This is a genomic window from Bradyrhizobium sp. cf659, assembly GCF_900113725.1.
GTDB lineage: Bacteria > Pseudomonadota > Alphaproteobacteria > Rhizobiales > Xanthobacteraceae > Bradyrhizobium.
The window spans coordinates 118,695-132,443 of the sequence record NZ_FOQJ01000015.1 but is presented as its reverse complement, the minus strand read 5'-3'; the positions used below and the strand labels follow the sequence as shown (position 1 = coordinate 132,443).

Below are 13,749 nucleotides of genomic sequence, written 5' to 3'. Positions count from 1 at the left end.
GCTTGTTTGCTGTCATGCCCCGACCGGGGCATGCAGTACGCCGCGGCCTCTCGGTTCAATCACAACCGTCTCTGGAATACCGGATCGCCCGGTCTTCGCCGGGCGATGACACCTGATGTGAGGCGCTAGCCAAACCGGTCCTGCCACGCCTGCTGCGCGCCGCCGAACGGCAGCGCCGTCGCGCAATACACGCCGCGTGCGATCGCGCGCGCGACCACGTTGGCGGCGACGGTGCCGAGCTCGGTGAGGCCGACCAGCGGCTCGATCGGCTTCTCGCAGGTCGCAGCCGCAAACAGCACGTCGCCGTCGGTCGGTGCATGCACCGGATAGATGGCGCGGGCAAAGCCGGTGTGGGCGATCATCGCCAGCCGCTTGGCCTGGGGTTTGGTCAGCACCGCGTCGGTGACGACGGCCCCGATGGTGGTATTTTCGCGTGCGCTCGCCGCGGGACCGCCTTTGATGCGCATGCGGAGCATGTCGTCGGTGAACTTGTCGGGCAGCCCCCGTCCACCGTATTCGCCGCCCACCTCGAACGGCGCCGCCCAGAACCACGGCCCGTCGCCGACGGTGACACTGCCGACCGCGTTGACGGCGACGATCGCCGCGACCTTGACGCCATCAGGGGTCACGTCCGAGGCTGAGCCGAGCCCGCCCTTGAACGTCGCGGTGGTGGCACCGAGGCCTGCGCCGACGCTGCCGAGCGCGAAGTCCGTGCCGGCGGCGGCTGCCGCGGCGTAGCCGAGGTCGCGATAGGGCGAAAAGCGTCCCCAGGCCTTGTCGCCGCCATTGAGGAGATCGAACAGGATCGCGCCCGGCACGATCGGGATCAGCGCTTCGCGAACCCGGTGGCCGCGGCCCTGCTCGGCGAGCCAGGCCTGCACGCCGCCGCCGGTGTCGAGGCCAAAGGCGGAGCCGCCCGACAGCGCGATCGCGTCGATGCGTTCGACGGTATTGGCGAGATCGAGCAGTGCGTCCTCGCGCGTGCCGGGACCGCCGCCGCGGACGTCGATCGCCGCGACCGCGGGGGAATCGAAGATGATCGCGGTCGTGCCGGAAGCGACTTTGGCATCCTCGGCATGGCCGACGCGGACGCCGGCGATGTCGGTGAGAAGGTTTTTCAAGGTGGCCTCGCGCGCTGATAAGGAGTCCGTTTCTGCGATAGCGCAGAGACGCCGCAGGCTCAACTCGCCAGCGCGGTCCTGAGCATCTTGGCCAGCTCGGACTTGCGGTAGGGCTTGGCCAGCAGCAGCACGCCGGAGTCGAGCCGGCCGTGATGGACGATGGCGTTCTCGGTGTAGCCCGAGGTGAACAGCGTCTTCAGGTCGGGGCGGCGGCGGGCCGCTTCATCGGCGAGCTGACGGCCGTTCATGGCGCCCGGCATGATGACGTCGGTGAAGAGCAGGTCGATGTCCTTGTCGGCGTCGATGATGGTGAGGGCTTCGGCCGCGTTGCCGGCTTCGAGCGCGGCATAGCCGAGGCTCTTGATCTGGGTCACGACATATTGCCGTACCAGCGCGTCGTCCTCGACGATCAGGATCTTCTCGCTGCCGCCGGCGACGGGCGCGTTCTGGAGCGCCTCGAACTCGGTTTCCTGCACGCCGGTGGAGCGCGGCAGGTAGATCTTCACGCTCGTGCCGTGACCTTCCTCGCTGTAGATCTTGATGTGGCCGCCGGACTGCTTGACGAAGCCGAACACCATGCTGAGCCCGAGGCCGGTGCCCTTGCCGACCTCCTTGGTCGTGAAGAACGGATCGAACACCCGCTCGATCAGATCGGCCGGAATTCCGGTGCCGGTGTCGCTGACCGCGATCATCACGTAATTGCCGGCAACGACGTCGGGATTCATGCTGGCATAGCCGTCGTCGAGGAAGACGTTGCGGGTCTCGAGCACCAGGGTGCCGCCGTCGGGCATGGCATCGCGCGCGTTCAGCGCGAGGTTGAGGATGGCCGTGGAGAGCTGGCCGGGATCGACCAGCGTCGGCCAGGCATCCTCGGTGAGCTGGGGCATGATGGTGATCTGCTCGCCCAGCGTCGGATGCAGCAGCTTGGCGGCCTCGAGCGTCAGCGCATTGACGTCGATCTCGCGCGGCTGGAGCGGCTGCTTGCGGGCGAAGGCGAGCAGGTGCTTGGTCAGCTGCGCGCCGCGCTCGGCGGCGTCGTCGATCAGCTTGGTGATGGCGGCGAGCTCGGGACGGTCGGCGACCGCATCCGACAGAATGCCGATCGTGCCGGTGATGACGGTCAGCACGTTGTTGAAGTCGTGGGCGACGCCGCCGGTCAACTGGCCGATCGAATCCATCTTCTGGACCTGCCGCAGCTGGGCCTCGGCGGCCTGCTTCTCGGTGAGGTCGCGGCCGATGAAGAAATGGCGTTTCACCGGCTCGGACCAGGTGCCCATCCAGTTCAGCGTGACCTCGTGGCCGTCGTAGTGATAGTAGCGCGCCTCGAAGCTGCGCTTGACCGCGCCGCGCCGCGCCGCGCGCATCTCGCTGCGCGTGCTCTCGAGGTCATCAGGGTGGATGAACTCGATCGCACTGTGCCCGACCATGTCGTCCGGGCTGAAGCCGAGGATGTCCTTCACACTGGGGCTGACCTGGATGAAATTGCCGAAACCGTCGGTGACCAGGATCAGGTCCTGCGAGGTCTCGAAAATGCGCTGGCGCTCCTCGATCTCCCGATTGAGCGCCACCTCCGCCCGCTTCCGCTCGGTGACGTCGCGGGCCACCTTGGACGCGCCGATGATCTTGCCCTCGGTCGATCGCAGCGGGACCTGGCTCAGTACCACGTCGATAGGTTGACCGCTCTTGTGCAGCCGTACGGTCTCCTGCTGGTCGATGACCTCGCCGTTGCGGGTGCGAGCCAGATTCTCGGCGACGTCGTCACGTTGATCGTCCGGCATGATGATGTCGATGGAACGGCCGACCGCCTCGTTGGCGGAGTAGCCGAAGACGCGCTCGGCCGCGCTGTTCCAGGTCGTGATGGTGCCGTCGAGCGACTTGGTGATGATGGCGTCGTTGGAGGATTCGACGACGGCGGTGAACAGCCGCTCGCGCTCGGCGTGATAGTCGCGCTCGGCGTCCGATCGGCGTTTCAGCGCGCCGACCATGCTCGCGGTCTGCGCCTGGAGGCGGACATTCTCGACCAGGAGCACCGCGAGCACGAAGGTCGCCGCGCAGAGGCCGTAGAGGCGGCCGGCGTAGAAGCCGAGGTCGAAGCGCGCGACGTTCACGATCGCCGAAAGCGCGATGTCGAACAGCCAGGCGCACATCACGACCATGAGCCAGACGTCGATCACCGAATACGGCCTGCGGAACCAGAGCGAGACGAGGGCGGCAAAGCTGAGCGACCACACGAAGGACACGACGCCGATCATGGTCGGCGTGTAGTGGCCGTCGCGCAGCAGGACCGGGAGCAGATCGTGCTGGGCAGTGACGATCCAGGCGAAGACGGCCATGGCGGCGACGACGCCGAACACGATGGCGTAGATCGCCCTGGTCGTCGTGCCGCGGATCCTGGCGCCGCCGTCGGCCTCCTTCAGCCAGGCATAACCCAGCACGAATATCGGGAAGCCGCCGTGCCAGATCATGTAGAGCCAGACCGTGGTTTGCCGGCCCGCGCCGAAAAGTCCGGTCGGGGTGAACAGTCCGGGGAAGGTGAGGGCATGAACCAGCGCCGCCGCGGCGGTGAACAGATAGCCGCTCGCAAGCCACAGCAGCGCGCGGGTCCGCAGGACCGAAAACTGCGACAGCAGCAGCACGGCGGTCACGACGTCGCTCACGGCGAGGGCCGCTTGATAGCTCGCGACAAAGGCCGGGACGGGCAGGAGCGGGGTACCCGCGAAGGGGACTGCCAATGCGAACAGGATCGCGGATATGCCGACGACCGCCAATGCAGCGGTGCGGTCGGTCGAGGTGGCCGGCAGGGTCGAAAGGAACGTGCTTCGGTCGATCGTTGCGGGCACGTCCACCTCTCGCAGACCGGTCTTCGCCATCTTCATCGACGTCATTCAAATCCCCGCAGGCCAGCGTTATGGTAGCGGGTTACGGGCGCACATGCTGAACTGTTGCGGCCGCGACTCAACCGAAAGTTACAGATTACTTAATTCTGGTGGGACCACGGAATAGGGATCGGGTAAGATGCGCTTTACTGGACGGTGCCATAATGCCCTGCCGCCGTAGTGGGTTCCAGGTCTGAATCGTCGATTTTGATCCCAATATCCGGGAGGTGTTCCCCATGCCCCGCGTTCTCGTCATCGACGACCAGAAGGACGTCCGCGCGATGGTCGGGATCGTGCTTCGGGTCCATCGTTTCGAGGTCGTGGAGGCCGAAAGCGGCGCGGCCGGGCTGAACGCCTTCGCGGAAGGTCCGTTTGACGCGGCGATCGTCGATATCTTCCTTGGCGACACCAGCGGCGTCGAAGTCATCGCGAGGCTGCGCGAGCGCGCGCCGGGACTCCCGATCATCGCGGTGTCCGGGATGACGGCGCTGGATTTCATGGAACAATCGCCTCACCTTGCCAACGTGGTCTGCCTGCAAAAACCGTTTCGGCCGAACGATCTCCTGCAAGCGCTGCGGAAGGCCCAGGCCGCTGCGGGCGGCGAACTGCCCGCAGCCGTCTGACCCTTGCCCAAAAACCCTTGCCCAAAAGAAGAACGCCCCGGGCGAGCCGGGGCGTGATGACGTTTGGATGGCGGCCCTGAGGCCACGCGTTAGGTGCCGCTGCCTTTGATCTCGGTGTAGCCGCCCTTGGCATCCCATTTGTAGACGACGTAGTCGATCTGCTTGATGTCGCCCTTGGCGTCATACTCGATCGGGCCGATCACGGTGTCCCACTTGCCGGCCTTCATCGCCTCCATGACCTTCTTGGCATCGGTGGTGCCGGCCTTCTTGGCCGCCTGCGACCAGACCTGCATCGCCGCATAGGTGTAGAGCGTATAGCCTTCGGGGTCGATGTTCTTGGCCTTGAAGGCATCGACGATCTTCTTGGCGGTCGGCTTGTTGCGCGGATCGGGGCCGAAGGTGAACAGGGTGCCTTCGCCGGCCGGGCCGGTGATGGAGGCGTACTCCTTGTCGGCGAGTGCGTCGCCGGCCATCAGCACCGTCTTGAGACCCTGGTCGCGCATCTGGCGCAGGATCAGGCCGCTCTCCTGATGGTAGCCGCCGACATAGACGAGATCGATGTTGTCGCGCTTCAGGCGCGAGACGATCGCGTTGAAGTCCTTGTCGCCCTTGTTGTAGGACTCGTACATCTTCTCGGTGACGCCGGCCTTGTTGAGCGCCTTCTTGGTCTCGTCCGCAAGACCCTTGCCGTAGGTGGTCTTGTCGTTGAGGATCGCAATGTTCTTGCCCTTGAAGTTCTTGGCGATGTACTGCGCCGCGATCAGGCCCTGCTGATCGTCACGGCCGCAGACGCGCGCCACGTTCCAGAGCTTGCGCTCGGTGAACAGAGGATTGGTCGAGGCCGGGGTGATCTGGAGCACGTTGCCGTCGGCATAGGCTTCGGAGGCGGGGATCGACGACGACGAGCAATAGTGCCCGGCGACGAACGGCATCTTCGCGCCGGCGATCTTCTCGGCGACCGAGCGCGCCTGTTTCGGATCGCAGGCATCGTCCTCGATGGAGAGCGCGAGCTTCTTGCCGTTGACGCCGCCGGCGGCGTTGATATCGGCCACGGCCATCTCGGCGCCGTTCTTCATCTGGCGGCCGAAGGCGGACTCGCCGCCGGTCATTGGACCTGCGACTGCGATGCTGACATCCTGCGCGAATGCCGCGCTCGACAACGCAATCGACGCGCCGAATGCCAGACCGATGAGCTTCAGTGATTTCATGAGATACCTCGCGGGTGGTCGCCTGTGGAAGTTGCCGGGCATGCCCGGTCCAAACCGGCACCATTCTTGAACGAATTCGAGGAGAAGTCACCGGCAAAATACGGGCATCGGCGGAGATATCTCGCCATATTAGGCCGCACGCGGCCCGCCTCAGCCGTGTCGGCCGCCTTCCAGATAGGCGGCGCGAATCTCGGGGCGCTGCAACAACTCGGCGCCGGTCCCGGCCAGCGTGATCAGGCCATTGACCATGACATAGCCGCGATGGGCGAGCTTGAGCGCATGGTTGGCGTTCTGCTCGACGATCAGGACGGTCAGGCCGTCCTGCCGGTTCAGGGTGCGGATGGCATCGAAAATCTGGCGCGCGATCAGCGGCGCGAGCCCGAGCGAGGGCTCGTCGAGCAGGAGCAGGCGGGGACGGCTCATCAAGGCGCGGCCGATCGCCAGCATCTGCTGCTCGCCGCCGGACAGGGTTCCGCCGCGCTGGGCGTAGCGCTCCTTCAGCCGCGGAAACAGCGTGAAGACGCGTGCCAGCGTCGCGTCGCGTTCGGAATCGGTGCATCCGGTGGCGTCGGCCCCCATCTGGAGGTTTTCCGCCACGCTCATGCGCGGGAAGATGCGCCGTCCCTCCGGCGATTGCGCGATGCGCAAATGCGCGATTTCGTGGGTGGGCACGTCGGTGATGTCGCGGCCTTCGTACACGATCTGGCCGGCGCGGGCCCGCGGCTTGCCGAAGATCGTCATCATCAGCGTCGACTTGCCGGCGCCGTTGGCGCCGATCAGCGCGACGATCTCGCCGGCATTGATCTCGACGTCGACGCCCTTCAGCGCCTCGATCTTGCCGTAGGCGGCGCGCAGGCCGCGGATCGCGAGCAGGGGAGTGGGCGCCGAAGTCACGACCCGCCCTCCATCACGGCGACCGCCTCTTCCTCGTCGGCGCCGAGATAGGCGGCGATCACCTTGGGATCGTCACGGACCTCGCGCGGCGTGCCTTGCGCGATCTTCACGCCGTGGTCCATCACCACGATGTGGTCGGAGATCTCCATCACCACCGACATGTCGTGCTCGATCAGGAGGATCGAGGTGCCGAGCTCGTTGCGGATCGAGAGCAGGAGCTCGCTCAAGGCGGCGCTCTCGCGCGCGTTGAGGCCGGCTGCGGGCTCGTCCAGGCACAGAAGCGCGGGCTCGGTGCACATCGCCCGCGCGATTTCGAGCCGTCGCTGGTCGCCATAGGCGAAATTGCCGGCGGCATCGTCGGCGCGGTCGAGCAGGTTGACCCGCCTGAGCCAGTCGGTGGCCAGATCGATCGCGCGCTTCTCGGCATCGCGATAGCCGGGCGCACCGATCAGGCCGAGGAAGGTGAGGCCGGAGGCCCGCATCAAGGCGTTGTGCTGCGCCACCATCAGGTTTTCCAGCGCGGTCATGCCGGGAAACAGGCGGATATTCTGGAAGGTGCGCGCCACCTTGGCCTGCTTGGCGATGCGGAAATCGTTCAGCCGCTCCAGCGCGATGACCTTGCCGTCGTCGTGGGCGAGGCGGATGGAACCGCCGCTCGGCTTGTAGAAGCCGGTGATGCAGTTGAAAACGGTGGTCTTGCCGGCGCCGTTCGGCCCGATCAGCGCGGTGATCTTCTTGCGCTCGGCCGAGAACGACAGGTCCTGCACGGCCACGATGCCGCCGAAGCGCATGGTCAGCTGGTCGACGCTGAGAATCGTGTCGCCGCTCATCCGTGCCCTTCCTTGACGAGGTCGGAGGAGATCGCCTGCGCCTTGGTCAGATACACGGTCGGCGCGCGATGGCCGATCAGGCCGCGCGGCCGCCAGATCATGATCAGCACCATGGCCATGCCGAACACCAGCATGCGGTAGGTCTCGAGGCCGCGGAACAGCTCGAAGCCGCCGATCATGGCCAGCGCGGCAAGGGCCACGCCGAGTTGCGAGCCCATGCCGCCGAGCACGACGATGGCCAGCACCAGCGCCGATTCCTGGAAGGTGAACGATTCCGGGCTGATGAAGCCCTGGCGGGTGGCGAAGAACGCACCGGCAAAGCCGCCGAACATCGCGCCGGTCGCGAACGCGGTCAGCTTGGTGGTCGTGGTGTTGATGCCGAGCGCGCGGCAGGCGACCTCGTCCTCGCGCAAGGCCTCCCAGGCGCGGCCGATCGGCAGACGGCGCAGGCGGATCGTCACCCAGTTGGTGAGCAGCGCGAGCGCCAGGATCAGATAGAACAGGAAGACGATGCGATGGGTCGGCGAGTACTCGATGCCGAGCTTGGCGGCGAGCCCGTCGTCGCTGTTGTCGAGCGGGATGCCGAAGAAGGAGGGGCGGGGAATGCCGGGGACGCCGTTGGGGCCGCCGGTCAGGCTTTGCCAGTTGATGATGACGAGGCGGATGATCTCGCCAAAGGCGAGCGTCACGATGGCGAGATAGTCGCCGCGCAGGCGCAGCACCGGGAAGCCGAGCAGCACGCCCCAGAACGCGGCGAGGATGCCGGCGAGCGGCAGGCAGACCCAGAACGACCAGCCGAAATTGGTGGCAAGCAGCGCGTAGGAATAGGCGCCCACCGCATAGAAGGCGACGTAGCCGAGATCGAGCAGGCCGGCGAGGCCGACCACCACGTTCAATCCCCAGCCCAGCATGACATAGGTGAGCACGAGGATCGCGAGGTCGAGGATGTAGCGCTGGTTATAGAAGATCACAGGCACCAGCAGCGTGAAGATCAAAAGCGCGGGCGCGAGGTAGCGGCCGACGAACGACATCCCGCTCTGCACTGCAGGCGGCACCAGCTTCTCGGCGCCGGCCGGGCCGATCCATTGCCGGAGCAACTCGATGACGATGGAGCCTCCGAACACGGCGGCGACAAGCGCTGCGACCTCGCCGAAACGCGTCCAATAGGTGAGCTGGCCGTCGGAGCCGGCCTCGGTTCGGACGCCGACCATCAGTGAGAACAGCACCAGCGCGACCAGCGCACTGAGCAGGGATTTTTTCAGGATATAGGTCATGCCGGCGGTGCGGCTTGCGTGCGTGGTCTTGTGCGGGATGGGTGTCACGCGGCGGTCCGTCAGACTTTTTCGACTTCGGGACGGCCGAGCAGGCCGGTCGGCATGAAGATCAGCACGACGATCAGGATCGAGAATGCCGCGACGTCCTTGTATTCGACCGAGAAATAGGCCGACCAGAACGTCTCGATCAGGCCGATCGCAAGACCGCCGAGCATGGCGCCGGGCAGCGAGCCGATGCCGCCGAGCACGGCCGCCGTGAAGGCCTTGATGCCGGCAACGAAGCCCATGAAGAAGTCGACCAGACCGTAATAGAGCAGGTACATGAAACCCGCGACTGCGGCGAGCGCGGCGCCGATCACGAAGGTCATGGAGATGGTGCGGTCGACGTCGACGCCCAGCAGGGCCGCCATGGTCTGGTCCTGCTCGCAGGCGCGCATGTCGCGCCCGAGCCGCGTGCGCGACACCAGCCAGGTGAAGATCGCCAGCAGCACGATGGTGGTGATGACCACCATGATCTGGATGTTGGAGAGCTGGATGACGAAGCCGTCCGCGCTCTCATGCAGCGTGTAGCCGCCGGTGATGAAGGGCGGGATCGGCTTGACGCGGGCGCCTTGCGCCACCTGCGAATAGTTGGTCAGCACGAACGACATGCCGATCGCCGACAGCATCGGGGCGAGGCGGAAGGAATGCCGCAGCGGCCGGTAGGCGATGCGCTCGATGGTCCAGCCATAAAGCGCCGTGATCGCCATAGCGACCAGCAGCACGACGAGCAGGATCACCGGGATCGCGGTCAGGCCGAGCGAGATCAGGATCAGGAAGGTGATCAGGGCGATGAAGCCGCCGATCATGAAGACGTCGCCATGGGCGAAGTTGATCATGCCGACGATGCCGTAGACCATCGTGTAGCCGATCGCGATCAGGCCGTAGATGGAGCCGAGCACGAGGCCGTTAATGAGCTGCTGGGCGAAATAATCCATAGGCTGCCGTTTACCAAACCTGAGGCGGCTCAAAGGGAGCTCTTCGAGAGAGAGTGATTGAGTTTCTTCTCGGGCCCCGGCAGCCCTTGAGCATTCTTCTCGTTTTGTAACAGGAGGGAACTGGCGGCCGCAACTGTGCAGGCCTTAGCATAAGGGCTTGTACAGAACTCATTTGGTGACGGACGTCGTCCCCCGGTGGTGACGGACGTCATCCCCGGTTCCGCAGCTGCGAGGAACCGGGTTCCGCACAGCAACCAAATCCAGGGCTCGTTGTTACTTTCCCTCTGACGTCCAACAAGGGAGTTCCCCCCGATGACGAAGCAGCAGAACCAGAATCCGGGTCAGCAGACTCAGAACCCCGGTCAGCAGCGCCCAAGTCAGCAGCCAAGTCAGCAGCCAAGTCAGCAGCCAGGGCAGCAGCAGGGCGGCGGGCAGAAGCCCGGACAGCAGCAGCAGAATGACCCGATGCGTCAGGGTAACCGGCCCGGCCAGCAGGGTGGCCAGCACGGTCAGGACAACTAGTCTGGGAGCCCGGGAGTGAGCAGTTGCGAGTGAGCAGGAGTGAGTGAGCACGGGCCCCGCCGAAAGGCGGGGCTCTTTTCGTTTGGGGCGCCGGCCGCCTGGCGGTTAAGGTAAACAAAGGGTTTAAATTGCCGCCACAGTCTGATGCGAGTTAGCTCCCGGCAAAGCCTTCCCATTGAAGGCTGCGTGGCAGGCGAAGCGGGAAGCGGCATGTTCAGGAATTGGCGGATCGACTCGGTCAACGGCGCGCTGCTGGCGGCCTATTTCATCCCGGCCTGGACGCTGGTTGCCTTCAACATCATGGTGGCACCGGTGCACGGCCTCTACGAGCGGCCGAGCGTCGCCGTGGCGCTGTTCCTCAGCGACCATCTCCAGATGGCGGGGATGGACACGGTGCGCGCGGCCTGGCTGCTGGCACTGGGACGGCTGACCGTGGTGGCGTTCTTCGCGATCTACCTCGCGCTGCTGTGCATTCCCCGCGTCCGCAGGACTGGCGGCAGTGACGAGGCGCTCGGCATTGCGCTGGCGATCGGCAGCCTGATCTCGTTTGCGAGCATGGTCATGGCCTCGAAGGTCGGCGAGATGGCCGCGCTCCGGCTGCACGCCACCGAGCTCTTGCTGCTGCTGGGGGCTGCGATCGTGATGGTGATCGAGCGGCCTGTGGCGGCACCCAAGACCGCCGAGGCCGCCGCGCCGCTAGGTCTTGAGCAGGCCGAGCTCCTGCACAATCGCTGAGGCTTCCTTGACGGCGTGGTTCGCCGCCGGCACGCCGCAATAGATCGCCTGCTGGAGCAAGATTTCCTTGATGTCGTCGGGGGTGAAGCCGCCTTCGGCGAGTGCCGCGCGCACATGCAGGCGAAATTCGTCCCACTGTCCGAGCGCGACCATGGTGCCGATCACAAGCACCCGCCGGGTGCGCTCGTCGAAATGCGGCCGCGTCCAGATCTCGCCCCAGGCGTAGCGGGTGATCAGGTCCTGGAAATCGGTGTTGAAGGCATTGCGACCCGCGATCGACTTGTCGACCCAGGCATTGCCCAACACTTTGCGGCGCACGTTCATGCCGGCATCGCGGCGCTTCTGGTCGTCCATCGTATCCTCCTCTCCGTCATTGCGAGCGCAGCGAAGCAATCCAGAATCTTTCCGCGGAGACAGTCTGGATTGCTTCGCTCCGCTCGCAATGACGAGCTGTGAGATCAGCGTTGCGTCAGGAACCCCACCACCGCATCGGTGAACGCGTGGGGCTGCTCGACATTGGAAATATGAGCGGCGTCGATGATGGTCATGCTCGCGCCGGGAATTTTTGAGCGGATCAGCTCGCCCGCGGATATCGGCGTCGCCATGTCGTTGCGGCCGGCGATCACCAATGTCGGGCTCTTGATCTTTGGCAGCAGCTCGCGCTGGTCGAGCGTCGACAGCGCCTCGCAGCAGGCGAGATAGCCCTCGACGGGGGAGGCGAGCAGCATCGCCTTCATCCGGGCGGTGATGTCTGGCTCGCGCTCGCGGAAATCCTGGGTGAGCCAGCCCGCGATCACGGCATCGGCCACCGCCGCGATGCCGCCCTTCTTCACGGCATCGATGCGTTCCAGCCATTTGGTCGGCTCGGCGTAGTAGCAGGAGGTGTTGGCGAGGATCAGCTTGCCGAAGCGCTCCGGCGCATTCGCGCCCAGCCATTGCCCGACCATGCCGCCCATCGACAGGCCGCACCAATGCACCTTCTCGATGTTGAGATCGTCGAGGATGGCCAGCACGTCGCGGCCGAAGCGCTCCATCGTATAGGGGCCGGGGGGAACGTTCGACTTGCCGTGGCCGCGGCGGTCATAGCGGATGACGCGGAACACCTGCGTCAGCGCCTTCATCTGCGGCTCCCACATCTGAAGCGTGCAGCCGAGCGAATTGGACAGCATCAGGGTCGGCCCGCCGTCGCGGCCCTCGACGGAGACGTTGATCAGGCAACCGTCGGCATCGATCATGGGCATGCGGCGTCTCCGTTCTGGAGCATGATCCGGAAAAGTGTGGAGCGTTTTTCCGAAAAGATCATGCTCAAACAATCAATCTCGCTCGAGGCTGTCGAGCAGCCGGTCGATCAGGGCTTGGGAAGCCCCTTGATAGGCCATCGGCTCGAACAATGCCGCAATTTTTTCCGGCGAAAGATGCGCGGTGACCTGCGAATCGCCTGATAGCACCTCGCGCAGATGCTTCTTCTCGGCGACTGCGCGCTTGCTCGCGGCTTCGATGAGATGATGCGCATCGCTCTTGCCGATGGTCTCGGCCAGCGCGAAGGTGACCGCCTCGGCCATGATCAGCCCGTGCGTCGCATCGAGATTGCTGCGCATGCGCGCGGCATCGACGTCGAGGCCCTCGGCGATGTCGACGATGGCGGCGAGCGCGCCCGAGGTGACCAGCATCAGTTGCGGCAGCGTCGGCCATTCCGCGTGCCAGGGGCCGGCGCTGCGCTCGTGGTCCTGCACCTGCGCGGCAAAAATCGTCGCGGCGAGCTGCGGGGCCATGGTCGCACATCCGAGCGCGCTTGCGGCTGCGACCGGGTTGCGCTTGTGCGGCATGGTCGAGGAGCCGCCGCGGCCTTCGCCGGCTGGCTCGAACGCCTCGGCGACATCGGTCTGCATCATCAGCGAGACGTCGCGCGCGATCTTGCCGCAGCTTCCGGCGAGAATCGCAAGAGCCGATGCGGCTTCCGCGATGCGGTCGCGATGGGTGTGCCAAGGCGCTTCCGGCAGCGGCAGGTTGAGCTCCTGCGCCAGTCGCTCCGCAACGACGAGCCCCTTGTCGCCGAGGGCCGCGAGCGTGCCGGCCGCGCCGCCGAATTGCAGCGCGAGGCCCTCGCGGGAGAGCCGCCTGAGGCGGCAGCGGGCGCGGGCAAGGCTTGCGGCATATTCGGCGGCCTTGAGCCCGAACGGCATCGGCAGCGCATGCTGGAGCCAGGTCCGCGCCACCATGGCGGTGTTGCGATGATTGCGCGCCAGTGCGGCAAAGCCCTTGATGGCACGGCTGAGGTCGGCGTCGAGTGCATCGATGCCGGCACGCAGTGTGAGCATGGTCGCGGTGTCGATGACGTCCTGGCTGGTTGCGCCCCAATGCACGTAGCGGGCAGCTTCCGCATCCGCCTTGGCGACATTGGCGGTCAGCGTCTTGACCAGAGGAATGGCCAAATTGCCCGATCGTGTCGCCGCCTCTGCCAGGGCAGCAGGGTCGAAGGACGCCGCCTGACATGCGGCTTCGATCGGGCCCACGGCGGCCGCGGGAATTACGCCGGTGGCGGCCTCGGCCCGGGCCAGGGCTGCCTCGAAATCGAGCATGTTCTGGAGGGTGGAGCGGTCGTCGCAGACGGCGCGCATGGCGGCGCTCGACAGCATCGGCGCGAGCAGGGGGGAGAGGGCTGTGCTCATGTTGCGCGGGACCTAACCAT

At 65.7% G+C, this 13,749-nt stretch carries 13 protein-coding genes; 2 read left to right on the top strand and 11 right to left on the bottom strand.

All coding sequences use genetic code 11. The features are described 5' to 3' along the window. Positions 1-125: 125 nt before the first annotated feature. Positions 126-1,121 (bottom strand): P1 family peptidase, encoded by a 996-nt coding sequence (locus BM118_RS36910; RefSeq protein ID WP_092192516.1) that lies wholly within the window; start codon positions 1,119-1,121, stop codon positions 126-128. Between the two features lie 59 nt (positions 1,122-1,180). Continuing rightward, complete coding sequence (locus tag BM118_RS36905; protein WP_092192514.1) at positions 1,181-4,006, bottom strand: PAS domain S-box protein; 2,826 nt, start codon at positions 4,004-4,006, stop codon at positions 1,181-1,183. 227 nt (positions 4,007-4,233) lie between these two features. On the opposite strand from BM118_RS36905, the gene BM118_RS36900 reads away from it, so the two are divergent. After that, entirely contained in the window at positions 4,234-4,620 is a 387-nt protein-coding gene (locus tag BM118_RS36900; RefSeq protein WP_092192512.1) for a response regulator, read from the top strand. Between the two features lie 89 nt (positions 4,621-4,709). Here the strand turns inward: BM118_RS36900 and BM118_RS36895 are convergent, their stop codons facing one another. The 6 genes from BM118_RS36895 to BM118_RS36870 all read right to left on the bottom strand — a co-directional run bounded on the left by BM118_RS36895 (position 4,710) and on the right by BM118_RS36870 (position 10,310). Then, the gene (locus BM118_RS36895; protein ID WP_092192510.1) at positions 4,710-5,828 is read right to left on the bottom strand and encodes a branched-chain amino acid ABC transporter substrate-binding protein; all 1,119 of its coding nucleotides are present in this window, start codon (positions 5,826-5,828) and stop codon (positions 4,710-4,712) included. 150 nt (positions 5,829-5,978) lie between these two features. Beyond that, the gene (locus tag BM118_RS36890) at positions 5,979-6,722 is read right to left on the bottom strand and encodes an ABC transporter ATP-binding protein (protein WP_092192508.1); all 744 of its coding nucleotides are present in this window, start codon (positions 6,720-6,722) and stop codon (positions 5,979-5,981) included. Further along, positions 6,719-7,552: an ABC transporter ATP-binding protein gene (locus BM118_RS36885; RefSeq protein WP_092192506.1), complete on the bottom strand. Its 834-nt coding sequence runs from the start codon at positions 7,550-7,552 to the stop codon at positions 6,719-6,721. The genes BM118_RS36890 and BM118_RS36885 overlap by 4 nt, the downstream gene beginning before the upstream one ends. Next, positions 7,549-8,826 (bottom strand): high-affinity branched-chain amino acid ABC transporter permease LivM, encoded by a 1,278-nt coding sequence (gene livM / locus BM118_RS36880; protein WP_177235031.1) that lies wholly within the window; start codon positions 8,824-8,826, stop codon positions 7,549-7,551. Before livM ends, BM118_RS36885 begins: the two co-directional genes overlap by 4 nt. Positions 8,827-8,885: 59 nt before the next feature. Next, entirely contained in the window at positions 8,886-9,803 is a 918-nt protein-coding gene (locus BM118_RS36875) for an ABC transporter permease subunit (RefSeq protein ID WP_027548690.1), read from the bottom strand. 273 nt (positions 9,804-10,076) lie between these two features. Continuing rightward, on the bottom strand, positions 10,077-10,310 hold the full coding sequence (locus tag BM118_RS36870) for a hypothetical protein (RefSeq protein WP_177235023.1): 234 nt from the start codon (positions 10,308-10,310) through the stop codon (positions 10,077-10,079). Positions 10,311-10,535: 225 nt separating this feature from the next. On the opposite strand from BM118_RS36870, the gene BM118_RS36865 reads away from it, so the two are divergent. After that, positions 10,536-11,060: a hypothetical protein gene (locus tag BM118_RS36865; protein WP_092192502.1), complete on the top strand. Its 525-nt coding sequence runs from the start codon at positions 10,536-10,538 to the stop codon at positions 11,058-11,060. Here BM118_RS36865 and BM118_RS36860 read toward each other — a convergent pair. From BM118_RS36860 to BM118_RS36850, 3 genes are all read right to left on the bottom strand, one after another. Next, on the bottom strand, positions 11,022-11,414 hold the full coding sequence (locus tag BM118_RS36860) for a carboxymuconolactone decarboxylase family protein (protein ID WP_027548693.1): 393 nt from the start codon (positions 11,412-11,414) through the stop codon (positions 11,022-11,024). The two genes, BM118_RS36865 and BM118_RS36860, sit on opposite strands and share 39 nt — an antisense overlap. A gap of 104 nt (positions 11,415-11,518) precedes the next feature. Next, a complete protein-coding gene (pcaD, locus tag BM118_RS36855) occupies positions 11,519-12,301 on the bottom strand; it encodes a 3-oxoadipate enol-lactonase (protein WP_092192500.1) in 783 nt (260 codons plus the stop codon). Positions 12,302-12,373: 72 nt separating this feature from the next. Continuing rightward, a complete protein-coding gene (locus tag BM118_RS36850) occupies positions 12,374-13,729 on the bottom strand; it encodes a 3-carboxy-cis,cis-muconate cycloisomerase (RefSeq protein WP_092192498.1) in 1,356 nt (451 codons plus the stop codon). Between the last annotated feature and the right edge of the window lie 20 nt (positions 13,730-13,749).

Coding starts and splice junctions, on each gene's coding strand:
- BM118_RS36875 (WP_027548690.1), bottom strand. CDS start 9,803: ATGGATTATTTCGCCCAGCAGCTCATTAACGGCCTCGTGCTCGGCTCC.
- pcaD (WP_092192500.1), bottom strand. CDS start 12,301: ATGCCCATGATCGATGCCGACGGTTGCCTGATCAACGTCTCCGTCGAG.
- BM118_RS36895 (WP_092192510.1), bottom strand. CDS start 5,828: ATGAAATCACTGAAGCTCATCGGTCTGGCATTCGGCGCGTCGATTGCG.
- BM118_RS36900 (WP_092192512.1), top strand. CDS start 4,234: ATGCCCCGCGTTCTCGTCATCGACGACCAGAAGGACGTCCGCGCGATG.
- BM118_RS36860 (WP_027548693.1), bottom strand. CDS start 11,414: ATGGACGACCAGAAGCGCCGCGATGCCGGCATGAACGTGCGCCGCAAA.
- BM118_RS36850 (WP_092192498.1), bottom strand. CDS start 13,729: ATGAGCACAGCCCTCTCCCCCCTGCTCGCGCCGATGCTGTCGAGCGCC.
- BM118_RS36905 (WP_092192514.1), bottom strand. CDS start 4,006: ATGACGTCGATGAAGATGGCGAAGACCGGTCTGCGAGAGGTGGACGTG.
- BM118_RS36865 (WP_092192502.1), top strand. CDS start 10,536: ATGTTCAGGAATTGGCGGATCGACTCGGTCAACGGCGCGCTGCTGGCG.
- livM (WP_177235031.1), bottom strand. CDS start 8,826: ATGACCTATATCCTGAAAAAATCCCTGCTCAGTGCGCTGGTCGCGCTG.
- BM118_RS36885 (WP_092192506.1), bottom strand. CDS start 7,552: ATGAGCGGCGACACGATTCTCAGCGTCGACCAGCTGACCATGCGCTTC.